The organism is Polynucleobacter difficilis, assembly GCF_003065365.1.
In the GTDB taxonomy this organism is placed as follows: domain Bacteria; phylum Pseudomonadota; class Gammaproteobacteria; order Burkholderiales; family Burkholderiaceae; genus Polynucleobacter; species Polynucleobacter difficilis.
Genome location: NZ_CP023276.1, coordinates 1,126,833 through 1,152,143, shown reverse-complemented (window position 1 = coordinate 1,152,143; position 25,311 = coordinate 1,126,833). Strand labels below are relative to the sequence as shown.

Here is a 25,311-nt window from a genome sequence, read left to right as displayed (position 1 = left end):
AATCAAGTTATTATCCAATTAAGGATGAATAATTGCCACGCTCAAAATGAAAAAAAATATTGAAGTTGTTGCAGCCGTAATAATCTATAAGAAGAAGATATTGGCTTTTCAAAGAGGTGTGGCTAAATTCGATTACGTTTCGTATAAATTTGAGTTTCCTGGCGGCAAGGTAGAGGCTGGGGAGGATTTCAAGGTAGCTCTGAATCGTGAGCTAAATGAAGAATTAGGCCTGGATGCAAAGGTCGGTGACTTTGTAGCAACAATAGAGCACGATTACCCCGATTTCTCGATCAAAATGCATTGCTACATTGTGGCAATTGATAGGTTTGATGAAACTCTTCATGATCACGTTGCTTATGCTCACGTAGCATTATCTGAGGCAGATAGCTTGGATTGGATAGAAGCTGATCGTCCAGTGCTTAAAATTTTAAGAGAAAATTTCGGGCATGTTTTCAACTGAGGACTTACTTGCTGGCGCAAGATCTGGACTCATTAAGTTTGATCCTGATGTAGCTTCTGTTTTACATCCCCAATTAGTTTTAAATGATTTGGCCAAAGGCGAGAAGGTTCTCGAGTTTATTCTTGAGAATCTGAGCATGTGTGAAAAATTTAGATTTGCAGTTGCATTTGTTACCCGCAGTGGTGTTGCCTGCTTGCACCAGACTTTGAAAGAATTCTGCTCTAAAGGGGGGTCTGGTGAAATATTAGTTTCAAGTTATTTAAATTTTTCCGACCCTCATGCAATAAAAGCTTTAAAAAATTTCCCCGGTATAGATGTAAAGTTTGTGGCTGCCCCAAACTTTCATGGCAAGACATTTCTCTTCGACTTTGACAATTTTTCGAGAGTTTTGATAGGTAGCTCAAATTTAACTCAAGATGCGCTTGGAAAAAATACTGAAATAAATCTAACGGTTTCTCTTAAGGACGACTCGTCTTTATATAAAAGCATTGATAGCTCTCTAAAACACTGGTCGAATACGGCAGAAGAGATTACCGATCAGCGATTGATAGACTACGAAGAAAATTGGAGCGCTGCGAGGGCATCAAGCCAAGACCGCCCCAATATTTCTGGTAGTCATGCCTACCCTGAGGGGCATTCAGTCACTATTTATCCTAATTCAATGCAGGTCGAGGCTTTAGTCAGCTTAGATGTAGTTAGGAAGTCGGGTAGGAAGAAATCTTTGATTATTTCAGCAACGGGTACTGGTAAGACAGTCCTGTCAGCGCTCGATGTCAAGCAAATGGGCGCAAAACGTATGCTGTTTGTAGTGCATAGGCTGAACATAGCAAAAAAAGCTATGAGTGAGTTTCGTAAAGTATTTGGAAGTACCAAAACAATGAGCCTCTATACAGGCTCAAGCGAATTAAATACCAGTGCAGATTTTATATTTTCTACAGTCCAAACCATTAATACCGAAAGGCACATCACGAATTTCAGTTCAACTGATTTTGATTATGTAATTATTGATGAAACCCATCGAGCCGGAGCCAATACTTATCAAAATGTATTGAACTATTTCAAGCCAAGTTTTTTACTCGGAATGACTGCGACACCCGAAAGAACGGATGGATTTGACATTTTTTCACTTTTTGATCACTCGATTGCCTATGAAATTCGTTTGCAATCGGCGATGGAGGCCGATTTATTATGCCCATTCCATTACTTTGGAATATCAGATATCGAGATTGAAGATCAATCAGATCCCAATTTAGTGGATTTTAATAAACTAACTTCTAGCAATAGAGTTCAGCATATTATTGAGGCGTTAGAAGAATATGGTGTTGATACAGAGATCCCAAGAGGGCTAGTATTTTGCTCAAGAATTGACGAAGCAAAAGTGCTATCCGATGCTTTTAATAAGAGAGGTATTCCATCTCTAGCCCTATCTGGGACAGATCCTGAGTCTTTCCGTGAAAAAGCCATTGAACGATTGGAGTCCAGCGGACCCGCTAGGCTTGAATATCTTTTTACAGTGGACATCTTTAATGAGGGCATTGATATACCGTCAATTAATCAAATTGTTATGCTGCGCCCAACCTCCTCAGCAATTATATTTGTCCAGCAATTGGGGCGAGGACTTAGAAAAACTAGCGGCAAGGAATATCTGACTGTCATTGACTTTATTGGTAATTACTCAAATAACTATCTAATACCAATGGCACTGTTTGGGGATTCGTCATACAACAAAGATAAGTTACGTCGCTTGCTAAGTGCTGGTAGCGGCCTGATACCAGGAGCTAGTAGTGTTAGCTTTGAGCGAATTGCTAAAGAGAAGATTTTTAAATCAATAGACTCCTCAAAGCTCGACAAGAGCCGCGCTCTTTTAGAGGACTATAAGCTCTTGAAATTCCGAATTGGTAGGCCACCTATGATGATGGATTTTGTAGAACAAAATTCAAGGGACCCATATCAGTATATTGACCAATCGAACTCACTATTGGAATTTTCTATCCAACACGAAAGCTCTTTGCAAGCTCCACCGCTGCATATAAAGCTTCTTTCTTATTTGGGCAAGCATGTTTGTGATGGAAAGAGGCTCGAAGATGCAATTATTCTGAAATTATTAATCTTAAAAGGTAGCACTAGCTTTTTGGAAGTTCAACAGGAAGTCGAGCAACTAGCGCAATATAAGCCGACCTCCGAAGTAATTCTTTTTGCTATTCACAGCATTAATCTACACTACGTAACACAGAGATCTAATAGTAGAAACCTGCCGGTTTCAGAGGTTGCTGGTTTTAAGTTAATCAAGGTTAATTTCACCACAATTAGTCTGGATGTAACTTTGCAAGAAGTATTTCAGAACTTTATTTCCAAAAAATATTATTTAGATCTTTTTGAATGTGCGATTCAAAAATTTCTAAGTAATTACTCTAAACAGAATTATCAAGGTGGATTTAAGCTTGAAGGAAAGTACTCTAGAAAAGATGTCTTTCGAATTCTGGGTTGGAAAACACAACCAAATGAACTCAATGTTGGCGGATATATGCCTAACTCAGACAATACAATTTGCCCCATTTTTTTAACATATAAAAAAGATGAAAGTATGGCTGCCACGATTAAATATGAAGATCGTTTTATTAATCCAGGCCATCTGGTTTATATGTCAAAGAAAAGTAGAAGTCTCGATAGCCCAGATGTAATGGCTTTTAAGAATCAGGCTCTTTCTAGTATGCGTATTCCCTTATTTGTAAAAAAGAGTGATGATGAAGGAGCTGATTTTTACTATTTAGGCGAGCTTACCGCAATTTCAGAAAGATTTGAGAACACCACAATGCAAGATAAAGATGGTGATCAAAAGTCTGTTGTGAAAATGGAATTTTTACTTAACAGCCCGGTTGAGCATAATTTATTTAAGTATCTTATTGACAGTAATTAACTCGTAAATTTGTATTTATTTATCCCCAACCCCATTTAATCTTCTAAATAATGACAACTATTCAAGAACTCACCAAAAAATTAATACTCTTTCGTGATGAGCGTGATTGGGATCAATTTCATAATCCCAAGGATCTTTCTTTGGCACTTTCTATCGAGGCATCTGAACTACTTGAGGTTTTTTTATGGAAGACACCTGAAGATGCCGACCCAGAAAAGATCAGTGAGGAATTAGCAGATGTCTTTGCATATGCTTTGCTTTTGGCGGATCGCTGTAATCTTGACGTTCATAAGATTGTTGAGGAAAAAATATTGAAAAATAGTCTTAAGTATCCAGTGGAGCTTTCTAAGGGTTCCGCCAAGAAATACAACGAGATTTAACTATTTTTTATTGATAGTCTCTCTGTAAAGTATGAGGCTGTTTCTTGGTCCGTACTGTAGATATAGCAGCCCTTCATTCCACGCGTCATTAACGTTCTGTAGGTATTCTTGATGATGTTATCTGCTCTTGTATTGGCTAGAGTTGGGTTGGATTTAAGTAGCTTCTTGTACCCACTAAGTGATTTATCCGTTTTAGCCCTGGCGGATGGAATGGTAAGCACTTTTCCCTCTCGCACTATTAGGTCTGGCCCAATAATTACCCCTATATAGTCAACCTCCAAGCCTTGGCAAGTATGAATACAGCCTACTTCAGTCACTGAATTTGGCGCCTGAATCCAAAGCGGGCCATCCGTACCTAAATTCCACTTCATTTGAAATTGATGATCTGGGAATACGATATCAAATGTGGTTAGGCTGTTTTTACTGACCCAGTTCCAGCAATATCCAGCTACAAGCCTTGCTTTGTTTCTGGCAACATTCTTTTTATAAATTGCTTGTTGTAGGTCGACCGGGTTTGAGAATACTTTAAAGTCATAGTCAAGAGTATCTAACGTATGGTTTGCTGTCTCCCTAATCCCTAAAACATCGTCAAGCCAAGCAAGATATCCATCGGAGCCATTACATCTAAATTGCGACTCTAGGCTAAGTTTGTGAATTGATGCATTGGCTTTAATGGCCCATTTTATTATTTCATCACTGCTTCCAATGTCGCTAAACGTTACTTTTTGATCTTCATCTATGAAAAAAACCGTTAGTGGTGCCGCATCAATTACTTCTTTAATTTGATTTTCACCTAAATTTTTAAACATCCCAGATTTTTCGTTTAATCGATGCGCTTCATCCACTAATAGAACATCAAAGGCATTCTTTTCGGTGGCATGGAAAGAGCCAGAGCCAGTAAATAAATTTGAAATAGCAGATTTCTTCATGCTGCCAGTTAGCTTGGCTTCATAGACCGCCCTTGGGGCTGCGTTTTTTGTTACATATTGAGCAATACGCTCTTGATCTTTGATTAGATTAACTAATAGGTTGACGGCAATAACTGACTTTCCAGTTCCGGGGCCACCTTGGACAATTAACACATTTTTAGTATCAGGCCCCGAGTGTTTTGAGAGATCTAGAACGGTTTCATAAACAAGCTTTTGTTCGTCAAGCATTACGAACTCCAGATTACCATCAATCATGCTTTTGAGGCTATCCGCAAGGCTTTTGGATGGCTTAATCTTGCCGTTATCTATTCTGTACATTAAATTGGTTTGGTCACCGTATTTAACGAATTGTTTAATGAAGACTTTTAATTTTTCTTTTTCTAACTTACCTTTTAGAAACACTGGCGCTTTATCTAGGTAGGCTTGGTAAAAAGCATTTCGAATTACGGTATCTTCGGTGTAATTATGTAGGTATGCGCAGGGGTTTAACCGAATGCCTTCGCTATAAACAGTTTCATTTAGTTGACTAAGGAGTTCACTATAGGACCAAGCTTGGTATGAGGGGTGGCTAGTTTCGCCAACTCCATACTGAAATCGAGTTTTAACAATTGCATCTTTAACTGTTATTTCGGCAGACTCCCATTGCTTAAGCTCCACGATGATTACTTGATCTTCTTTAGCAGTATTTAAACCAGTTATGATGAAGTCGACTCGTTTGGAGGTTTGTGGTATTGCAAATTCAATACTTATTCCGGCATCTTCAGGAATTTCGCCATCATCTAAGACGGCTCCCATGTAACGTAGGGACTCTTGCCATGACCGAACCTCATTTTTAGCTACACGTCTACCTGTTTTTTGAGTATAAGTTTCCTCAATAATTTCGTGAATCTCATTAGAGAGGAGATGGTGTAGAAATTTCTCCTTGGTGGCCTGATAAATAATCATTTTTTTAGCCCGCTAAATGATGGTATTCACCAGCTTTAACCCACCCAGTAACTTGACCGCCGCTCGCGGCATCGTAACTCCATTGAGCAATGGATAGGCTAGTTTCTAGATTTGCCACAACACCAACCGCTTCTCCGATTTGGGTTGTGGCGTCATTATTTTTCATTACGGCTTTGACCCACCTATCCAAATGAACCCTCGCTGCCAAGCTATCCGATTTACTACGATTGCAGCTAGGGCAGGCCAATACAAAGTTATGCATTAAATCCCTTGGATAAAGGGAGAAGGGGATGAAGTGATCTACTTCAAGCTCCGCTGTAGCTTTATTGCAGTAGAAGCACTTGCACCCATACAGTACTTTGAGCTTTTTACATACCAGCGCCAATGTTTTTCTTGATGTCTCAAAGAGGAAGCTGTTGAGATCATCCTTTTCTCCAAGAATTGGTATGTTCTTTGCATTCTTCTTGATGTAATTAGTCCACCGACTTCTAGCTAATTGCTGTATTAAAGGCTGAAAGCGCCTTAAACAATAAGCAACTCCTTTTTTTAGGGTGATGGAACTGGTATTACGTTCATACAGAAATGGAAGGGCTCCGCCACCGACATTCTGGAGGTAGTTAATGGGTTGCTTTGCCACCGTGCTGGCAACTGCTGTTATCAGCTTCTTATATTCTTTTGAATGCCTGGCTGCATTGGGGGAGTTAAAGCTGTTTTCATCCCTGAATGCCTGAATTGCTTTAATGATGGCAGCTTGAGTGCCATGATTTTGATAGAGCACTCCACTGTCATTAGCTTTCGATGTTTTATATGGGGAAGATTGCTGCCAATAGAGCTCAATAAATCGCTCTGCAATTTGCCTATTGCTAAGCTCAAGCTCAGAGTCATCATCCTTACCAAGTTCTATGGCCAAATCAGCGAGTGATATGAGTAGGGCGTATTTATACGTCGAGCTAAAGTCACTCTCATTAAATAGCCGCTGAACTTTGGTCAGAAAATCCAGTTGGTCTTCTGCGCTTGGAATAGAGTTCATTCCCAATACTTTGCCTTCCCCGGAATAATCCACCGCACGCCACCTCTGGGATCCTTTAGATCGTCTTTGTAGCGGGGAATAAGGTGCATATGAAGGTGAGGCACTGTTTGACCAGCAGTAGGCCCATCGTTAATGCCGATGTTGTAGCCATCCGGCTTAAATTCTTCCTCTAATACTGCTTTGGCTCTTCCTAAAAGATCAAGCATGGCGCTTTGCTCTTCCGGCGTGATCTCAAACCAAGAGCCAATGTGCCGTTTGGGTATTACTAGGCTATGACCAGGCGAAACTGGATAGCCATCTCGAATAACCAAAGCCAAATCATTGGAGTCAATGATTCGCTCAGGCGGCAGGGTACAAAACGGGCAGGGCTTAGTCATCAAATTGCTACTGAATGGCTGCATCTCATTTATGGAATTTATATACTATTCCAATTAAATAGCTCACTGCGTGATCCTCAGTGCATCTTTCCCCAACTCAGTCATTTCCTACACCTAAATAATCCTTTTCCCCTGTTTTTATGCCTTGCATCTCTCTAAGCTGAGTGCTTTATAACCAAGGGAGGCAGCGATGTACGTAATGATTGAGTGTGGCCACAAACGATTACGCCTATTTAAGCTCATGCTGGATATACGCACCGTTGCTGTCATTGGGCTATTCATCGTCTTATATATAGGCTATCGTTTCCTGACCACCCTAAATTGGTAATGCAGAAAAAAGAAGGGGGTGGGGTACGGAGGCAGTAGATGCTTCAACCTCCCCGGCACACGTTTTTCAGGGGTTTAGCCGCCTTGCTCCTGTCTTCAGTTAGGTATTACTATGGGTGCAATGAGCGGCACTGGATACAGAACGGCTGAATAAACGATGGAAGACGACCTAGTATATAAACGCCCCCGTAAAAGATATCCGGTAGAAACCGCTCCTGCGCTTGACGCTGCAGGCAGTAACGGAGATGTCGATTTCAATCCCGCCTTACCTACGCTAGCCCAGCTCCAAGAAAAGCAACGCAGTGAGCTCATCGAGATGGCCCAGGTGCGCTATGGCATCAAGGGTAGCCAGATACAAGTTAATTTGACGCCATTGCAGCTCGATTTGAGTATGAGCCAAGGGCAAATCTTTAAAGCCTTGTTAGCAGCTCCTGAGTCTGAGCGCGCAGACCAAGTGCTGTATGCCTTAGCCAAAGGGGAGCTAGATGTCGATATGGCCAATCAAATCTTGGCGAGTTTGGCGCTGCTCAGTAAGTTTAAGAAAATCAAGATTGAGTCTTAATTTGATTACCTTCATCGCAACTCAACCCAACCCAACCCAACCCAACCCAACTTAACCCAACTCAACTCAATCACTCCACTGGATCTCGCTAGATGAATGCTTCTCTTAAATGGCTACTGGTATTTTTAGTGGTAGTCCTGCTGGTCTTCATCGTAATCGACCAGTTCATGTGCAATCGGTGGGTTTACCATGACTTTGCTGCAGGAATTGACCGGCGTTTATCGTGTTTTTGGAAGTAAATTGCCCCAATAAACAGCCTAATTTAGCCGCCCAATCAACATAAGGGAAAGTGGACGAGCCAAACCCCCGGCACTGGCAGTACTTGGGTTTGGCTGCTTCGTTCCCGACCTGACCAGGTTACCAAGCCACCATGCGAGGAGGCCCGTCCACAATCATTTTAGCCCTTGTTAGAATAGACGCATGACAACATTGGCACTGGCCCGTTCGTGGCGCCCCAAAACCTTCCCTGAACTCTTGGGCCAAGACCACGTTGTCAAGGCCTTGACCCACGCCCTGGATCAGGGGCGCCTGCACCATGCTTGGCTCTTTACCGGTACGCGCGGTGTGGGTAAAACCACCATTGCCCGCATTCTGGCAAAAGCCCTTAATTGCATCGGACCCGATGGCCAGGGTCAGATGACCTCCCAGCCCTGCGGTAAATGTGCCGCTTGCCTGGAAATCGATGCCGGGCGCTACGTTGACTATATCGAAATGGATGCCGCCAGCAACCGCGGTGTCGATGAAATGGCGCAGCTATTGGAGAAGGCATCCTACGCTCCCAGCAATGGCCGTTATAAGGTCTACATGATTGACGAAGTCCACATGCTGACCAACCATGCCTTTAATGCCATGCTCAAGACCTTGGAAGAGCCGCCTGAGCATGTGAAGTTCATTCTAGCGACTACCGATCCACAAAAAATACCCGTCACCATATTGTCGCGCTGCTTGCAGTTCAACCTCAAGCAAATGCCAGTGCCATTAATCGTGGAGCACCTGCAAACCGTCCTTGCTGCTGAAAAAGTCGAATCCGAAATCGGCGCACTGCGCGTATTAGCAAAAGCAGCGCAAGGCTCGATGCGCGATGCACTCTCCTTAACCGATCAAGCGATTGCCTATGCCGCTGGTACCGTAACCCAAGAGTCGGTGCGCAATATGCTGGGAACGCTGGACGATGCGTATTTAATTCAGGTACTTGATGCCCTAGCCAACAAGAATGGCGCAGCCTTAGTTGCAGTCGCGCAAGAGATGGGTGAGCGCAGTATGTCCTTCTCATTGGCATTGCAAGATTTGGCAAGCCTGATACAAAAGATAGCAAGCGCCCAAGTTGTCCCTGAATCCGTTTTAGATGATTGGCCGGAAGCAGCCGAGATCCGCCGCTTAGCAACGGTCTTTACTAAAGAAGAAGCCCAGCTCTTTTATCAAATTGCGATTACCAGCCGCCCCGATTTATCGCTCGCACCCGATGAGCAGACTGGTTTTTCAATGGCACTCTTGCGCATGCTGGCCTTTCGGCCGGGCAGTGCAGGCTCAGGACCCAGTCAAAGCGCAGGTAGCGTAACTACTGCTGCAGCACCCACCACTAACACTAGCAAGTCAGCTTCAGCTACTCCAGCTGCCGCCAAGCCAGTAGCAGCTAATCCAGCTTCAGCTAAGCCTGCAGTCAGTTCAGCACCTGCCGCGTCTGCAGCAACTCCAGCATCTGCGCCTAAGGTAGTAACTTCGGCAGCAACACCCGCAGTTCCCGCAAGCGCTTCGAGCAGTGACCGGCCCGATTGGCACAGCTTGATGCGTGCTCTGCCGGTACGTGGTTTAGTGCAGCAACTCGCGCACCAGACTGAATTACAAGATTGGGTGGATTCCCCGCAAGGCGTCAAAGCCACGGTGATTACCAGCTTGCCGCAGTTAGCGAGTGCAGATTGCGTTAGCCGTTTAGGTGAAGCGCTGAGCGTGCATTACGGAAAAAAAGTGCAGATTGAAGTAGTGGAAGGCGCTGTTGAAAAGACCGTAGCCAAAATCGATGCGCAAGTACAGAGCGAGAAACGCCAAAATGCCGAAGAGCGGATTGCAGCTGATCCATTTGTGCAGCAACTCGAGCGCGAGTTTGGCGCGAAGGTGGTGAGTGGCTCGGTTCGGCCTGCCTAAACTAAATCTATCTAAACCATGCCAATCTACCAAAGCTAAATTAATTAATACCTATTGAATAGAAGGAAAACAAAATGATGAAAGGCAATATTGCTGGCCTCATGAAGCAAGCCCAGCAGATGCAAGAAAACATGAAGCGGGCGCAAGCCGAGCTTGCCAGCATGGAAGTCACTGGCCAAGCTGGTAATGGCCTGATTCAGGTAACGGTATCTGGTAAGTACGAACTCAAGCGCGTGCAAATTGCCGACGGCGCCATGGAAGACCGCGAGATGCTGGAAGACTTAATGGTCGTAGCCTACGCCGATGCATTTAAGCAAGTGGAAGCTGCCAGTGAAAAACTGATGTCGGGCGCGACCGCAGGTATGCCCATGCCCCCTGGCTTTAAGTTACCCTTTTAATGGCTCGAAATGATGTTCCGCAGGATGCACTGCAGCGCTTAGTCGAAGCACTGCGCGTTCTGCCCGGTGTCGGACCCAAGTCCGCGCAGCGCATGGCCTTTTATTTGCTGCAACACGATCGCAATGGCGCTGCATTACTTGCCAAGTCCTTAGGTGAGGCAGTCGATAAAGTAGGGCACTGCAGCCGTTGCAATACCTTTTCCGAAACGGCGATTTGTTCTACCTGTGCGGATGGCAGGCGCGACCCTTCGATGCTCTGCATCGTAGAGACGCCGGCCGACCAAGTGATGGTTGAGCAGACACTCAGCTTTAAAGGCAATTATTTTGTTTTGATGGGCCGCATTTCACCGCTTGACGGTATGGGTCCCACGGAAATTCATTTTGATCGGCTCTTGGCGCGCATTGAAAATCCCGATACTGGTCTTGTGGTACGTGAAGTCGTGCTGGCCACGAATTTCACGAGCGAAGGCGAGGCCACTGCCCATTACATTGGCGAGGTCCTCAAATCCAAAGGCATTAAGGTCACCCGCATTGCTAGGGGCATACCGGTGGGCGGGGAGCTCGAGTACGTCGATGCCGGCACCTTAGCCCGGGCCCTGATGGATCGGCGCGCCGTCGGCTAGTCGTCCTATTGAGTCAATTCAATGCAGTGGATTCACGTTTGTAGATTTAATTCAGTAGATTCATTCGCATTTGCGGCATTTCTTTAAATCGCCACATGCCTATGCTAGGGTTGCGGTATTCCTGAATGATTGCACCCATGTATTTTCTAAACCGCCCCATTTACGCCAGGCTGATTCTGTGCTGCTGCATTAGCGCAGGAGCTGGTGCTGCCTTTGCGATTGCGCCGGTTGACAGTGAACCCGTAGTGGACAGCAAGGTCCCGCTGATGGGAGAGACGGAGCGCTGGAGCATTCATGGGCAAGCGACCTACATGCTGCAGCAACGCAATAACTTTAATTCCCCTTACTCTGGGCAAAACAGTCTCTTAAATAAATCGGCCAGTCCTGCCGAGGCCTACTCCTTGAGCGCGACGGCATTTATTGGTACGCGATTGTGGCAAGGCGCCGAGGTGTACTGGAACGGCGAAATGTTTCAAGGCTCTCCCTTTGATGGACACCTCACCGGAGTCGGCGGCGTGTATAACGGCGAGTTACAAAAAGGGGCTTATGCGCAGCCCGTCTTTTACACCGCCCGGGCTTTTCTGCGGCAAACCATTGGCCTTGGCGGTGGTCAAGAACACATCGCAGGTGAGGCTAATCAGTTGGCAGGCAATTTAGATAAGAACCGCGTGGTGATTAGCTACGGCAAGATCGCCACACTGGATTACTTTGACGACAATGCCTACAGCCATGACCCACGTACTGACTTTCAGAATGCGTCGATCTTTTCAATGGGTGCCTACGGTTATGCCGCGGATACCAAGGGCTATACCTATGGCGCCGTAGCCGAGTGGTATCAGGCCAATTACATTTTGAAGGCAGCCCGTCTAGCCTTGCCAACCGTACCGAATACAGCGCAGCTCGATTACTCTTTATCCAAAGACTATAGCAATCAGATTGAGCTTACGCGCACGCATGAGATCTACGGACGTGCGGGCGCCGTGCGGGGATTGTTCTTTCAGCAGCGCGCCTTTATGGGCACCTATCAAAATGCCCTCAATCTGGCGCAGCAAACGAACACGTATCCACCCAATATCACCAGTGTGCGGCAAGCCGCCACGAATTCATGGGGCTATGGTTTCAATTTCGATCAAGCGCTCAGTCAAGACATTGGCATTTTTGGGCGCTGGAGTTGGAACCCCGGCGCTGCAGAAACCCAAACGCTTGACATCAGCAAATCGCTTTCGGGTGGGTTGAGTGTGAAGGGCGCCTCCTGGTCTAGGCCGTATGACACCCTGGGGATTGGCTTTGCAGTCAATGGCATTTCATCAGCGCAAATTAGTTATTTGCAAGACGGTGGCATGACGACCTTTATTGGCGATGGCAAGCTTAGCTACAAGCCAGAACAAGTGTTAGAGACCTATTACAGCGTCAAAGCCTATAAAGAGCTGTTTATTTCGCTGAACTACCAGCGGATCGCCAATCCCGCCTATAACGCAGCGCGCGGCCCAGTCAATATTGTGGGCGTGCGGGCGCACGTCAGCATGTAGGCTGCAGTTCAGTCCGCAAACCCGCTGTTTTTGCCCTTCTCAGCCTGCTAAGAGGGGTTTACCCCCTATAATCAAATACCCATATTTCATCGGGTAATAGGGGGCAAGACAGCAATTGACTATTGTGGTAATAAATTTTAGAAGCATGCGATTCCCACATGCTGTGTTCCCCAGCAGTCGCTACCGCGCTTGCGCGCTCGCTCTTGCACTGTTTTGTTGCGGCGCTATTTCGGATTCGTATGCGCAGGTGCCATCATTCACGCCAGAAGCTACAGTGACCGTTGCGCCCGCCAAAAATATACCCCCTAGTTTTATTGCTAGCCCCAGTATCAATCCCAATCTCAAAGCAGCTGGGCCCACTGAACTCGATTTACGTCAACTGTGGTCTGAACTCAAACTCAACAATCCGCAGCTTGCCGCGCTGCGTGAGTCTTACTTTTCTGCCAAAGCCACCGTCCCGCAAATTGCGGCGCCCGCTAATCCCCAAGTGGGCTTAGTGTGGTCAGGCATGCCAGCGAACTCACCCTTCGCATTGGGCGGTGCTAATACACCAAGCAGTCAGTACCCTAATGGGGTCAGCAATAACAACGCCATCTCCTTTGCCCAGCCATTTCAGTTTCCGGGTAAGAAAAGTTTGGCTGCCGATATTGCCGATACCAATGCCGAAGCACTCTTAGCCCAAAGTGAATCGACCTACTTGCAATTGGGAGCGCAGTTATCCAGTTTGTATTACAGCGCCTTGGCATCACAAAAGCAGCTAACGGTTTTAAAAGAGTCGGTCACCCGTTTGGAAATGATTAAGAACGTAGCCAAAGCCCGTTACGCCAATAATGCAGCAGCTTACGTTGAGTTTTTAAATGCCCAGGTGGCACAAAGTGCAGCTGAAGCAGATCAGTTTGCACTCGATCGCCAATTGCAAGTGGCGCTGCGGGGAATCAATGCCTTAATAGGCCGCCATTCGCGTGAGCAACTGGTGCTGCGGGGGGATGCCCGCCTTACGATGAATACTGTACCCAGTTTGCTGGAGCTCGAGGATTATGCAGAAAGCAGCCATCCCTTACTGAAGAGTTCCGCCTTACAACTAGAGGCCGCTAAAAAAGGGGTCAGTCTTGCTAAGAAAGCCTACTTACCGGATTTTCAGGTGATTGGATCTTCGTACACGCCGCGCGGTCCGTTTGCCGCGAACAATGGCGCTTTGTTTTATCAGCTTGAACTCGATATTGTGATTCCACTGTATTTCTTTACCAAAGAAAAGTATGGGGTAGAGCAAGCCAGGCGCAATCAAGCCTCGCTCGAGGCCAGCAATATTGCTAGTCGCCAACAAGTGGTATTGGCCGTCAATACGGCATACGCCAATTACGAGCAAGCCAGAAATCAGGTGCAGTTTTTACGCGATCGCCAGGTGCCGCAGGCCGATGCTGCGTATAAGGTGGGGCTAAACCAGTACGCCAATAATGGCCAAGGATTTAATGATGTACTCACAGCGCAAACGCAATTGCGTTTATTGGAAATTCAGTTGGCGCTAGCGCAAAGCGCGCTACTCCAGAGTCAGGCGACTGTGTTGGCAGCCGCCGGTAAAGAACCGTTTTAAGGATATCGCTTGAAAGATCAATTTCGCTCCGGAACAAAAAAGGCGGCAGAGCAGATGAGCCGGCTCCAGCAGAAGCTCGGTGAGCAGTCTGCACATCTGCGTGAAAACCTTGCCGCCCTCTATTGGAATCGCTCACCCGAGCAGCGCCAACGGATTCGTTTGGCTGCGGTGGCCTTTGCGATTTTGTCGTTGGGCATTGTGCTTGGTCGCCTGACGGACATTAATCGGGCAGTGCAAATCGATAAATCCGACAAGACACTCAAAGTTGAAAAGAGTGGCACTTTAGAACTCAAGTTGCCAGGCGTTACCCTCAATCCCGAAATTTATGTCTTTAAAGAAGCTAAAACATCCGAAGTACCGATTGAAATAAAAGTGCCGGGTCGACTTGCTTTTAATGCGGAAAAATCTAAAGTGATATCTGCGCGGGTAGCAGGGCGGGTAGAGCGCATCTTTGCCTTTGATGGTGCTGCTGTGAATGTGGGTTCGCCCATTCTAGAAATGTATAGCCCGGAATTTAATTCAGCGCAGCAAGAGTATTTGCTGGCGAGTAAAACAGCGAGCATCCTGGGCAAAAATCAGGCTATGGGCGACCTTCTGCAAGACGCCAAGATGACCCAAGATGCCGCTTCCAATCGCTTGCGCAATATCGGCGTATCGGATCAGGAGATCGCGCAGCTCGGTAGTAATCAACGAACGCAGTCGAACTTGTTGATTCGCTCACCCATTCAGGGGGTTGTGATCAAGCGCAATACCGAACCAGGCGCTTTTGTAAATAGCGGCGATGTGCTCGCTAGTTTGGCCGATCCAAAAGCATTGTGGTTTTTAGGGAATGTATTTGAAAAGGACATTCGTCTGTTATCGAGTGGCCAGCAACTGATTCTAAAAACGGAAGCCTATCCCGATCGTGAGTTTATTGCGCAAACCAATTACGTTGCTCCCAGCGTTGATCCCGAGACAAGGGCATTGCTGATTCGTGCCGACGTCAACAATGACGACGGTTTGCTGCGCCCCGATATGTTTATGTCAGCCAAGCTCTTAGTTGGCAAGGGCCTTGCCGTAGTGGTGCCGCAATCGGCGATTGTGCGCATTCGGGAGATGCGCTATGCGATTGTCCAGGTTGCGCCCGATACCTTTCGCCGGCTTCCGGTCAAAGGCTATGACTTAGACGGCAAACGTTTTGCCATTACGGACGGCCTTGGTGCCGGCTTAATGGTGCTGACGGACGGCGCAGTCTTACTCAACGATCGCTTTGCGAAGTTAGAAGACTAAGTTAGAACACTAGGTTAGAACACTAAATGAGCCAATTTACTTCCTTCATCCGGGGCGTTTTAGAAAAACGCGTCTTGGTGATCGTCGGTTCGATTGTGCTCTTGGGTCTCGGCATTAATAGTCTGAGTAAATTACCCATACAGCCATACCCGGGCGTTGCCCCCTTAACCATTCAAGCCATTTCGCAGTGGCCTGGACGAAGTACGACTGAGGTCGAGCAGCAAGTCACCATTCCGGTTGAAAATGCCTTGGCTGGTATTCCGGGGCTGCAGGCGTTTCGTTCAGTCTCGCTCTTTGGCTTATCGGTTGTTACGCTCAAATTCAATGACACAGCCGATCCTTTCAAGGCCCGGCAAACCTTCATTGCCAATTTAGCCAACGCCAATTTACCCGCTGGCGTAGTCTCCAGTATTAGCCCGGACTCGGATGCCACCGGCGAAATCATGCGCTATGAGGTGCACTCCGACTACGCATCCTCGGCTGAACTCAAAACACTGCAAAACTACGAGATCTACAAAGAGTTAAAGCAAACCCGCGGGGTGGCGGATGTGTCCTCTTTTGGCGGTAAGGTACGCCAGTACCAAGTGATTGTGACGCCAGAGAGCCTGCAATCGAAAGGCATTTCGATTGCCCAGTTGATTGCAGCCATTACCAGTTCCAATAGCAATATGGGTGGGGGCTTATTGCCCAGTGGCGAGCAGCAGTTTGTGGTGCGCGGTGTGGGTTTACTCAAGAACATCGATGACATTAAGCAAGTCGTGATTACGACAAATAATGGCGTTCCAGTTCGGGTGGGCGATGTGGCAACAGTGCAAATTGGCAATGCGCCGCGCTTGGGTTTGTTTCAGTTTAATGAGAACCCGGATTCCGTTGAAGGCATCATTTATTTGCGCCGCGGCGAAAACGCCACCGAAGTCTTAGCGCGGGTACGTGAGACCGTTCACAATATTAATAAGCAAATTCTGCCACCCGGCATCGAAGTACGGCCTTTTTATGATCGCCAGGTATTGCTCGACATTACTGTCGGTACGGTGAAGCACACCTTGTTTTTTGGCATCACCTTGGTTCTGGCTATTCTCTATATCTTTTTGGGTAATCTGCGCGCTGCTGCGGTGGTGGCTGCGGTGATTCCATTGGCACTGTGCGTGGCCTTTATTCAGATGCACATTTGGAGCGTGCCCGCTAATCTCATCTCCCTAGGGGCCATTGATTTTGGTGTGATTGTCGATGCCGCCGTCATTCTGACGGAGAACGTGATGCGGCATTTGGAGAAGGGCGGCAAGCGCCTTAACCAAGCCATCATCTTAGCCACCAGTGAAGTGCAGCGGGCAATGATCTATTCCACCGGCATCATTATTGTGGCCTACTCCCCACTATTCTTTATGGGCGGGGTGGAGGGCATCATCTTTAAGCCGATGGCCTTTACGATGGGCTTTGCCTTAATTGCTGCGGTGATTTTGAGTCTGACCTTTTTACCGGCGATGATCTCCTTAATCTTTGGTGAGACCATGGGGCACAAGCCACCCAGTTTTATCACCCGTTTGATTGAGGGCTATAAGCCTTTGCTGCGCCGCTGGATGGATCGCCCCAGAACGATTGTGGCAGTCGCGGTCTTTATTCTCGGACTCACGCTGCTGAGCGTAACGCGTTTGGGCACGGCTTTTTTACCGACCCTCGAAGAAAACAACATTTGGTTGCGGGTCACTCTGCCCAACACGGTTGATCTGGATTACTCGATTAAGGTCGCCAACCAATTGCGCGAGAATTTCATTAAACAGCCTGAAATTGAAAAAGTAGCAGTACAAATTGGCCGGCCGGATGATGGCACGGACTCTACTGGGGTATTTAATATCGAGTTTGGTCTGTATCTGAAATCGCCCGATAAGTTGCCAGAGGGAAGCAATAAGAAAAAACTGATTCAGAAACTCGAGGGCGTTCTCAATCAGATCCCAGGCGCCAATTACAGCTTTTCACAATACATTCAGGACAACGTCAATGAGGCGCTCTCCGGCGTGAAGGGTGAGAACTCCGTCAAAATCTACGGCGCGGATTTAGAGGTGCTCGATGCCAAAGCCAAGGAAGTGCTTGAGCAAATTAAACACGTTCGCGGCGTAGCCGACGAAGGCATTCTTAAGGAATTGGGCCAGCCTACACTGAACATTCAGATTGATCGCGAGCGCGCAGCGCGGTACGGCATTAATGTCAGTGATATTCAGACGGTGGTGGCCAATGCCATTGGCGGCGCTGCAGTAACAAACTTACTAGAAGACGAAAAGACCTTTGGTATTGCCGTGCGCCTCAGTGAAGCGAGCCGCAATGATGTATCCGACATATCGCAATTACTAGTAGATGCCCCTGGTGGTAGACGCATTCCCCTTTCGATGGTCGCGAAGATTGAGCTCAGTGATGGACCTTTCTTTATTTACCGTGAAGCCGGCAAGCGCTACATTGCGATTAAATTCAGTGTGCGCGGACGCGACTTGGGTAGTGCAGTTGAAGATGCGCAATTCTTAGTTGAGCAAAATGTCGTGTTGCCAGCAAACTACTCGATCAGTTGGGATGGCCAATTTAATCAAATGAAACAGGCGCAAAGTAAACTGATGGTGATCGTGCCCTTAGCTCTGCTCGGAATCTTCCTACTCTTGGTAAGTGCCTTTGGTAATTTCCGGGATGCGGTGATAGTCATGATCAACGTGCCCTTTGCTGCCATTGGCGGGGTAATCGCATTGCACTTAGCAGGTGAGACCCTCAGCATCTCCGCATTCTTTGGCTTTTTATCGCTCTTTGGTATTGCGATTCAGGACGGGGTGATTCTCATCTCCTTTATCAATAAGACCGTAGCCAACGAGCATGGCGCCATGAAGGACTCGATGGTGGAGGGTGCCGCTTTGCGTGTCAGGCCTGTGTTAATGACCGCCATGCTTTCGGGCTTTGGATTACTGCCTGCCGCGCTCTCGACCTCAATTGGCTCAGAGGCCCAGCGCCCCTTGGCACTCGTGATTGTGGGTGGCATGGTGACCACCACCATTCTGACCCTACTGGTATTGCCGGTCATTTACGGCTGGTTCCGTTGCCGGAGTCTGCCAGCCCCTGCCAAAGTCTCGGTATCATGAGGTATGGCTACTTCTTTTCCTTCCGGCGACACCGCGTTGCCCCACATTCTGATCTCCAATGACGATGGCTATTTAGCGCCTGGCTTATTGGCTTTAGTGAATGCGATCCGCCCCTTGGGCCGGATTACGGTAATTGCCCCCGAGCAAAACCACAGCGGCGCCTCCAATTCTTTAACACTTTCACGTCCCTTGTCGATTCATCGGATCGCTGGCGGAGAGCGCGATGGCTTTGTCTTTATTAATGGCACGCCAACCGATTGCGTGCACATTGCCATGACGGGCTACTTAGACCATCGCCCTGATTTAGTCGTTTCTGGCATCAACCAAGGCGAGAACATGGGCGAAGACGTACTTTATTCCGGTACGGTTGCCGCAGCAGTGGAGGGTGTGATGTTTGGCGTTCCTGGGATTGCGTTCTCGCAAACCGATCGAGGCTGGGCCCGTATTGATGATGCAGCGCAAGCAGCGCACGACATTGTCAAACAAATGCTGTCCCACCCGATGCCAAAACACCCCCAGCAGGCCGATGGCATAGCCACCTTACTCAACGTCAATATTCCGAACAGACCTTACGACGAACTCAAGCGCTGGCGCGTCACGCGCTTAGGTAATCGCCACCACTCGCAACCCGTCGTTGTACAAAACAACCCACGCGGTGACAAGATTTACTGGATTGGCGCAGCGGGCGACGCGAAGGATGCTTCTTCTGGCACGGATTTTCATGCGATCAATGAGGGCTGTATATCGATTACGCCAATGCAGCTTGATCTTACTGACCACGCTCGGCAAAAAGCGATGGCCGCAGACGGTTGGAATCGCGATTGAAGTCGGCCTCTGTAGATCGGTTCGCCGGACACCGGCAGGCGCTTGCTACGAAGGTAGCGATGGCGGGTGTGAAGCACGCTAAAACGTTAGATGCCATTGCCACGGTGCCACGCCACGCTTTTATGGATGCGGGCCTGCATCCCCAAGCCTACGAAGATTCTGCCTTGCCGATTGGGCATCAGCAAACCATCTCGAAGCCATCGGTGGTGGCGCGCATGATTGAGGTCCTGCATAAATCCAAACAGCCGCTCAGTAAAGTCCTTGAAATCGGTACGGGTTGCGGATATCAAGCAGCGGTATTAAGTCTGCTCGCCGATGAGGTGTATTCCATTGAGCGCATCCGGCCATTGCATGATTTAGCCCGCGATAATTTAAGGCCATTTCGGATTAAAAATCTCCGACTAATTTATGGGGATGGCATTTTGGGGCTTCCACAAGCCGCTCCCTTTGACTCGATTATTTTGGCTGCTGCCGGTTTGGGTATTCCGGATGCGTTACTGGATCAGCTGGCGATTGGTGGGCGTTTGGTAGCCCCGGTGGCGCGCAATGCAAAAGAGCAGCAATTACTCCTGATTGAACGGGTCAGTTCCCACCGCTATCAGCGCACGGCCCTAGACGAGGTCTTTTTTGTGCCTTTACAATCAGGGGTAGTATGAAAAAACCAAGCCATTGTTCTATTACCCAAATCAAGCGCAGCGACATGCCCTCCCTTGTGATGCTGATTGGCATCAGTTCAGTCTTACTCCTCTCGGCATGTACTACGCCGCGTACTACGCCTGCGACCGTAATCGATCGTACGCGCCCCGAATCATCAACAGCAACAGCAAACATTCCAACGCCGCCGGGGTATTACCGTGTGAAGCGGGGGGATACCGTATTGCGGATTGCCTTGGATCATGGACAGTCCTATCGTGACGTCGTGCGCTGGAATAACTTAAGCGACCCCAACTTGATTGAGGTCGATCAGTTATTGCTAGTAAGGCCGCCTGCAAATGCAATGACTGTAAAACCGTTGACGTCGGCGGCCACCACACCGGCGCCGCAAAAAATGGCAGAGCAGCGTACGGCTGAACCGGCAGTGGAAGCGAAGGCCGAGTCAGCTAAGCCCGATGCAAATGCGCCAGGCATCCGCTTATCATGGCCAGCCAAAGGCAAGGTAGTAGAAGATTTCATTGACGGCAAGAACAAAGGCATCGACATTGCCGGTAAGCTTGGCGATCCCATTCAGGCTGCGGGCGATGGCCGCGTTGTATATGCTGGAAATAGCCTGCGCGGTTACGGTAATTTAGTGATCGTCAAACACGACAATACTTACCTCACCGCCTATGCCCACAATCGCAACTTATTGGTGAAAGAGGGCGATGCCGTGCGCAAGGGTCAGAAGATTGCAGAAATGGGCGATACCGATGCCAACTCCGTGCGACTGCATTTTGAACTTCGCGTGAATGGCAAGCCCGTAGATCCGCTGCCTTTCCTGCAGTAACGTAAGGCGGCATGACAACCGTTCTGGTATTTGATATTGAGACCATTCCGGATGTAGCAGGTCTGCGCCGGCTGGGGGATTTTCCGGCGAGTATGGCAGATGCGGATGTGGCGCAGCAAGTGATGCAACTGCGTTTAGATAAAACCGGCAGCGATTTTTTACCACTCTACTTGCAACGCATTGTGGCGATCTCTTGCGTCATTCGGCGCACCACCAAAGAAGGTCTGCCACAAATCAAAGTCGGCTCCCTCGGCAACTCAGATGATTCTGAAAAGGTATTGATTCAGGCATTTTTTGATTTGATCGAAAAATACACGCCGCAATTGGTATCGTGGAATGGCAGCGGCTTTGATTTACCGGTCTTGCACTACCGCGCCTTAATTAACCAAGTACATGCACCGCGCTATTGGGAAATGGGCGAGAGCCAAGATAGCGATAGCCGCGATTTCAAATGGAATAACTACATTAGCCGCTACCACATGCGGCATTTAGACTTAATGGATTTGCTCGCGAAATTCAATGGCCGGGCCAATGCCCCTTTGGATGCCTTAGCCAAACTGTGCGGCTTTCCAGGCAAGCTCGGCATGGATGGCAGTCAAGTGTGGCCAGCCTACCAAGACGGCAAAATCGCGGACATACGGCGCTATTGCGAAACCGATGTCGTGAACACCTATCTCATGTATTGCCGTTACCAACTCCTGCGGGGCGGAGTAACGCAAGCCGAGCACGATGAAGAGCTGGACTTTGTGAAGCGCTATTTAGAGCAAGAGGCCAAAGAGCCAAACGGCCAAGCCTGGCAAGAATACCTCGCTGGTTTTGCAGGCGATGCCTAGGCGATCACGCGCACGCGTAGCGCCAGAAAGCCACGATATCTCTGACCCCATTTTGGTGGAGGGCTTGGATCTCGATGCCCAGGGCATTGCCCGCCTAGCACCAACCGAAGAAGCGGCTGCACGCGGTGAAAGCGGTAAGGTGATCTTCATTCGGGGCGCCTTACCAACCGAGGTGGTGCGCTACCAAATTACCCGCGATAAATCCCGCTTCTCCAAAGCCAAAGTAATCGACATTATGAAAGAGGCGGTCTTTCGAGCGAAGCCTGCATGCCAATATTTTGGTGTGTGTGGCGGTTGCACCATGCAGCACTTGGATATCCGCGCGCAAATCGCGATCAAGCAGCGTGTACTAGAAGATGATTTATTGCATATTGGCCAGCTTCGCCCGCAGGAAGTATTGCGACCCATGGCTGGGCCTACTTGGCACTATCGCCACCGCGCGCGTTTTAGTGTGGTCAATCGTTCGATTAAAAAAGGCACAGTACTGGTGGGTTTTCATGAGCACCAAAGCGCGTATGTGGCCGACATGCTGTCATGTCAAATACTGCCCAAGCATGTATCCGATTTACTCGAGCCCCTGCGCGCGCTCATCATGTCACTCAGCGATCCGAGCCGAGTGCCGCAAATTGAACTCGCTGTAGGCGAGGGCAAGGAAATCGGTAGTCAAGTTACCGCCTTGGCGATTCGGCATTTAGAGCCGCTGATAGAAGCGGATCAAACTGCCATCAAAGCATTTGCCGATCAGCATGGTGTGTGGATTTGGCTGCAACCCAGTGGCTTACAAAGCCTGGCTCCCTTTCATCCGCCAACGGGTATGCTCTGCTATCGCCTGCCGGAGTTTGGTATTGAGATGCCATTTAAACCAGCCGACTTCACCCAGGTCAATCACCTGATGAATCGCTCGCTGGTCAGCTGCGCCTTGCGACTCTTTGAAGTGCAAGCGGGTGATCGGGTGCTCGATCTCTTTTGCGGCATTGGTAATTTCAGTTTGCCATTGGCTCGTACAGCCAGTAGCGTACTGGGCATCGAAGGGCTTGCCAGTTTAGTAGAACGCGCTACTGAAAATGCAGCGCACAATCAACTTAGCCACAAAGCTAGTTTCATGCAGAGCGATCTGTTTGAAGTCAGCATCGATATCATTGTTTCGTGGGGCAAGGCCGAGCGCTGGTTAATTGATCCGCCCAGAGAGGGCGCAATGGCAATCTGCCAAGCATTAGCCAATATTGTTCAAGCAAGCGCAGCAGGGCAGCATGAATGGGATGCCTTCTTACCAAAACGCATCGTCTACGTATCGTGTAATCCCAAAACCCTAGCGCGAGATGCTTCTATTTTGGTACACCAAGCCGGCTACCAGTTACGCTCTGCCGGCATCATCAATATGTTTCCCCATACCTCGCACGTGGAGTCGATTGCGGTATTTGAGCGCAATGGGCACGGCATTTAATAAGAGTTCGTGCTTATGAAACGTGATTATGTGGTGATGCAAAAAGACCAAAACTAAGTCATTACCCTTATTGGTTTGCCCTAAGCTTGCTTGTAGTATTAAATGCACATCAAAGTGGAGAAATCGCATGCCGCCCGATTACATTGCCTCCTTCTGGGGCTCTGTGACCTCTAGAGACCGAGGTAGCATCATCGTACCAAGAGCCACGCTACCGATAAAGCGTATAGCTTGACCGCTCAAATGAACATGCTTGCTTCATTTATGCAACTTAAGGGGTGGCTCCCATTAATGTTAGTGACACTTCTTTCCTTTGCTAACTCCAGTTTTGCTCAAGAAGCCAATTCCTCCCCAGTTCGACTCCAACTGGCTTGGTCACATCAGGCCCAATTTGCAGGGGTCTATGTTGCACAAATGCGCAAACATTTTGAGGCTGAGGGCCTTGATGTAATCGTGTTTCCTGGAGGGTCTGCATTAAACCCCATTAACGAACTGCAAATTGGTAACGCTGATGTAGCCATTGCCTGGTTTAACAATGCCTACCAACTTTCTGGGCCCGATAAACAGGTAGTTAATATCGGACAAATCTTTTCTGGCTCGGCCCTCAATATTGTTTGTCGTATTAGCGCCGGAGTCTTTAGCTCCAAAGATATGTATGGCAAAAAGATCGGGGTATGGGGCGTGGGGGACCAAGATATTGTGATGGAAATGCTTCGTAAGCTCTCCATTCCGAGTAATCAAGTTGAGCTGATCAAGCAACGGCCTGATGGCAAAGATTTAATCGATCGCAATGTCGCTTGCGCCACCGCAATGAACTACAACGAGTACTGGAAAATATTGGAAGCGGGCGTACCTGCCTCTGATTTGATCGTGATTGAGCCTGAAAAATACGGCACTATCAATATCGAAGATGGCTTGTATGTCATGCGCGATCGCTTACAGGATCCTAACTTTCGGGATCAAATGACGCGTTTTATGAGGGCCTTACGCAAAGGCTGGGCTGAAGCTCGCATTGCGCCTACCTTGGCAGCACAACAAGTACTGAACTACGATGCTAGTTTGGATATTCGCCATCAAGTTCATATGGCGCAGTCTGTACTGGAGCTAGTGCCCAAAAATAATAATGAGTTCGGATTATTTCATCTCGCTAATTATGGCAAGAGCTTAGATCTCTTAGAACGCGTTAGCCCAAACCAGGCAATTGACCCTAGCTTACTCTGGACCCACTCCATTTGGGCGCAACTACAAAAAGAAGATGGTCTCGCAAAACCCCTTACTGAGGCAACCCGTTTTTATGTCACCGAAATTGTTAAGTCTCAATGGTTCAAACTACTAATTTACCTATCCGCATTTACCTTTGCGTTGTCAGGAACACTAGAAGGTATTAATCGTAACTATGATCTATGGGGTCGTTTAATCTTGGCCTTACTATCTGGACTTGGCGGCGGTACTCTGCGCGATATTGTGATTGGTGGTGAACGCCTGAACTTCTTCTATGTGAAAGACATCGTCTTTCCAACCGGCATTTTACTTATCGTATTGAGCGCTAGCATTATTGGAATGCGCTATCAAGGTTTTCATCATTCTGATTTATTTAAGGGAATTAAAAAATATACCGACATTATTGGCTTTGCAGGCTTAGCCACGATGGGAGCAATGCTTGCATTGGCAGCCGGTATGCCTTGGTTTTGGGCTCCCATTTGTGGGGCACTTTCGTGTGCAGGTGGTGGTATGTTGCGAGATGTTTTAGTTAATCAAGAACCTCACACATTCAAGGGAGTTATCTATGAAGAAGCCGCGGTCATAGGAGGCTTGATACTCACTGCAGGCTTATTTATTTCAAATTACTTTGAGGCAAGCTCGATCCCTGTTTTGCTTACGGTGATCTTTACATTCTTTTTCTTGATTTCGCTACGCCTGATCATTTACAAGTACAACATTACTTATCCGACAATGTTGGGCGGTCCCAAAAAAGATTAACCCAGCCAGTGGATCATGATCCTCTTAGCCTGAACTGTCCATCACGATTCGATTGCGGATGTCATGTGTGATCCGCATGAGCACATAGGCAAGCCAGAGGCTCTTAAAGAAAGCCGTGCGTTATCACTATTATTCAGCCTCGCTAGATAAAGCCCCA

The 25,311-nt window shown here is 47.9% G+C and carries 19 protein-coding genes, 1 other RNA gene and 1 pseudogene; 17 read left to right on the top strand and 4 right to left on the bottom strand.

Features of this window, described 5'->3' with window-relative positions; all coding sequences use genetic code 11:
* Window positions 1-46 precede the first annotated feature (46 nt).
* Genes AOC34_RS05825 through AOC34_RS05815 form a run of 3 tightly spaced genes read left to right on the top strand, consistent with a single transcriptional unit; the run spans window position 47 to window position 3,757 of the window.
* Window positions 47-460, top strand: a complete 414-nt coding sequence (locus tag AOC34_RS05825) for a (deoxy)nucleoside triphosphate pyrophosphohydrolase (RefSeq protein WP_108469181.1) — start codon at window positions 47-49, stop codon at window positions 458-460.
* Window positions 447-3,377 (top strand): DUF3427 domain-containing protein, encoded by a 2,931-nt coding sequence (locus tag AOC34_RS05820; RefSeq protein WP_108469180.1) that lies wholly within the window; start codon window positions 447-449, stop codon window positions 3,375-3,377. Before AOC34_RS05825 ends, AOC34_RS05820 begins: the two co-directional genes overlap by 14 nt.
* 50 nt (window positions 3,378-3,427) lie before the next feature.
* Window positions 3,428-3,757 (top strand): nucleotide pyrophosphohydrolase, encoded by a 330-nt coding sequence (locus AOC34_RS05815; RefSeq protein ID WP_108469179.1) that lies wholly within the window; start codon window positions 3,428-3,430, stop codon window positions 3,755-3,757.
* Here the strand turns inward: AOC34_RS05815 and AOC34_RS05810 are convergent.
* Genes AOC34_RS05810 through AOC34_RS05800 form a run of 3 tightly spaced genes read right to left on the bottom strand, consistent with a single transcriptional unit; the run spans window position 3,754 to window position 7,038 of the window.
* Entirely contained in the window at window positions 3,754-5,631 is a 1,878-nt protein-coding gene (locus tag AOC34_RS05810; RefSeq protein ID WP_108469178.1) for a DUF2075 domain-containing protein, read from the bottom strand. The genes AOC34_RS05815 and AOC34_RS05810 overlap by 4 nt on opposite strands.
* A gap of 4 nt (window positions 5,632-5,635) precedes the next feature.
* On the bottom strand, window positions 5,636-6,661 hold the full coding sequence (locus AOC34_RS05805) for an HNH endonuclease (RefSeq protein WP_108469177.1): 1,026 nt from the start codon (window positions 6,659-6,661) through the stop codon (window positions 5,636-5,638).
* A complete protein-coding gene (locus tag AOC34_RS05800) occupies window positions 6,658-7,038 on the bottom strand; it encodes an HIT family protein (RefSeq protein WP_199908274.1) in 381 nt (126 codons plus the stop codon). Before AOC34_RS05800 ends, AOC34_RS05805 begins: the two co-directional genes overlap by 4 nt.
* A 484-nt stretch (window positions 7,039-7,522) precedes the next feature.
* On the opposite strand from AOC34_RS05800, the gene AOC34_RS05795 reads away from it, so the two are divergent.
* Entirely contained in the window at window positions 7,523-7,927 is a 405-nt protein-coding gene (locus AOC34_RS05795) for a hypothetical protein (RefSeq protein WP_108469176.1), read from the top strand.
* 289 nt (window positions 7,928-8,216) lie between these two features.
* Here AOC34_RS05795 and ffs read toward each other — a convergent pair.
* Window positions 8,217-8,314, bottom strand: an RNA gene (gene ffs, locus AOC34_RS05790) — signal recognition particle sRNA small type.
* 33 nt (window positions 8,315-8,347) lie between these two features.
* Between ffs and dnaX the strand changes: the two genes are divergently transcribed.
* The 13 genes and pseudogenes from dnaX to AOC34_RS05725 all read left to right on the top strand — a co-directional run bounded on the left by dnaX (window position 8,348) and on the right by AOC34_RS05725 (window position 25,154).
* The gene (dnaX, locus tag AOC34_RS05785) at window positions 8,348-10,069 is read left to right on the top strand and encodes a DNA polymerase III subunit gamma/tau (protein ID WP_108469175.1); all 1,722 of its coding nucleotides are present in this window, start codon (window positions 8,348-8,350) and stop codon (window positions 10,067-10,069) included.
* A 74-nt stretch (window positions 10,070-10,143) separates the two neighbouring features.
* Window positions 10,144-10,467 carry a YbaB/EbfC family nucleoid-associated protein gene (locus AOC34_RS05780; RefSeq protein WP_108469174.1) on the top strand — a complete coding sequence of 108 codons (324 nt, stop codon included), beginning with the start codon at window positions 10,144-10,146 and terminating at the stop codon, window positions 10,465-10,467.
* Window positions 10,467-11,090, top strand: coding sequence for a recombination mediator RecR (gene recR, locus AOC34_RS05775; protein ID WP_108469173.1), 624 nt, complete (start codon window positions 10,467-10,469; stop codon window positions 11,088-11,090). The genes AOC34_RS05780 and recR overlap by 1 nt, the downstream gene beginning before the upstream one ends.
* Window positions 11,091-11,227: 137 nt before the next feature.
* A complete protein-coding gene (locus tag AOC34_RS05770) occupies window positions 11,228-12,619 on the top strand; it encodes a carbohydrate porin (protein WP_159074821.1) in 1,392 nt (463 codons plus the stop codon).
* A gap of 145 nt (window positions 12,620-12,764) precedes the next feature.
* Window positions 12,765-14,210, top strand: a complete 1,446-nt coding sequence (locus AOC34_RS05765; protein ID WP_234408051.1) for a TolC family protein — start codon at window positions 12,765-12,767, stop codon at window positions 14,208-14,210.
* A gap of 9 nt (window positions 14,211-14,219) precedes the next feature.
* On the top strand, window positions 14,220-15,479 hold the full coding sequence (locus tag AOC34_RS05760) for an efflux RND transporter periplasmic adaptor subunit (protein ID WP_199908273.1): 1,260 nt from the start codon (window positions 14,220-14,222) through the stop codon (window positions 15,477-15,479).
* A 26-nt stretch (window positions 15,480-15,505) separates the two neighbouring features.
* A complete protein-coding gene (locus AOC34_RS05755) occupies window positions 15,506-18,592 on the top strand; it encodes an efflux RND transporter permease subunit (protein WP_108469171.1) in 3,087 nt (1,028 codons plus the stop codon).
* Between the two features lie 3 nt (window positions 18,593-18,595).
* Complete coding sequence (gene surE / locus AOC34_RS05750; RefSeq protein WP_108469170.1) at window positions 18,596-19,417, top strand: 5'/3'-nucleotidase SurE; 822 nt, start codon at window positions 18,596-18,598, stop codon at window positions 19,415-19,417.
* 32 nt (window positions 19,418-19,449) lie between these two features.
* Window positions 19,450-20,073, top strand: a pseudogene (locus AOC34_RS05745) (protein-L-isoaspartate(D-aspartate) O-methyltransferase); the annotation flags it as partial.
* Window positions 20,070-20,900: a peptidoglycan DD-metalloendopeptidase family protein gene (locus AOC34_RS05740; RefSeq protein WP_108469169.1), complete on the top strand. Its 831-nt coding sequence runs from the start codon at window positions 20,070-20,072 to the stop codon at window positions 20,898-20,900. The pseudogene AOC34_RS05745 and the gene AOC34_RS05740, both read left to right, overlap by 4 nt.
* Window positions 20,901-20,911: 11 nt before the next feature.
* Complete coding sequence (locus tag AOC34_RS05735; RefSeq protein ID WP_108469168.1) at window positions 20,912-21,733, top strand: 3'-5' exonuclease; 822 nt, start codon at window positions 20,912-20,914, stop codon at window positions 21,731-21,733.
* Complete coding sequence (gene rlmD, locus AOC34_RS05730; RefSeq protein WP_108469167.1) at window positions 21,726-23,177, top strand: 23S rRNA (uracil(1939)-C(5))-methyltransferase RlmD; 1,452 nt, start codon at window positions 21,726-21,728, stop codon at window positions 23,175-23,177. Before AOC34_RS05735 ends, rlmD begins: the two co-directional genes overlap by 8 nt.
* A gap of 288 nt (window positions 23,178-23,465) precedes the next feature.
* Window positions 23,466-25,154 (top strand): ABC transporter substrate-binding protein, encoded by a 1,689-nt coding sequence (locus tag AOC34_RS05725; protein WP_159074820.1) that lies wholly within the window; start codon window positions 23,466-23,468, stop codon window positions 25,152-25,154.
* Window positions 25,155-25,311 lie beyond the last annotated feature (157 nt).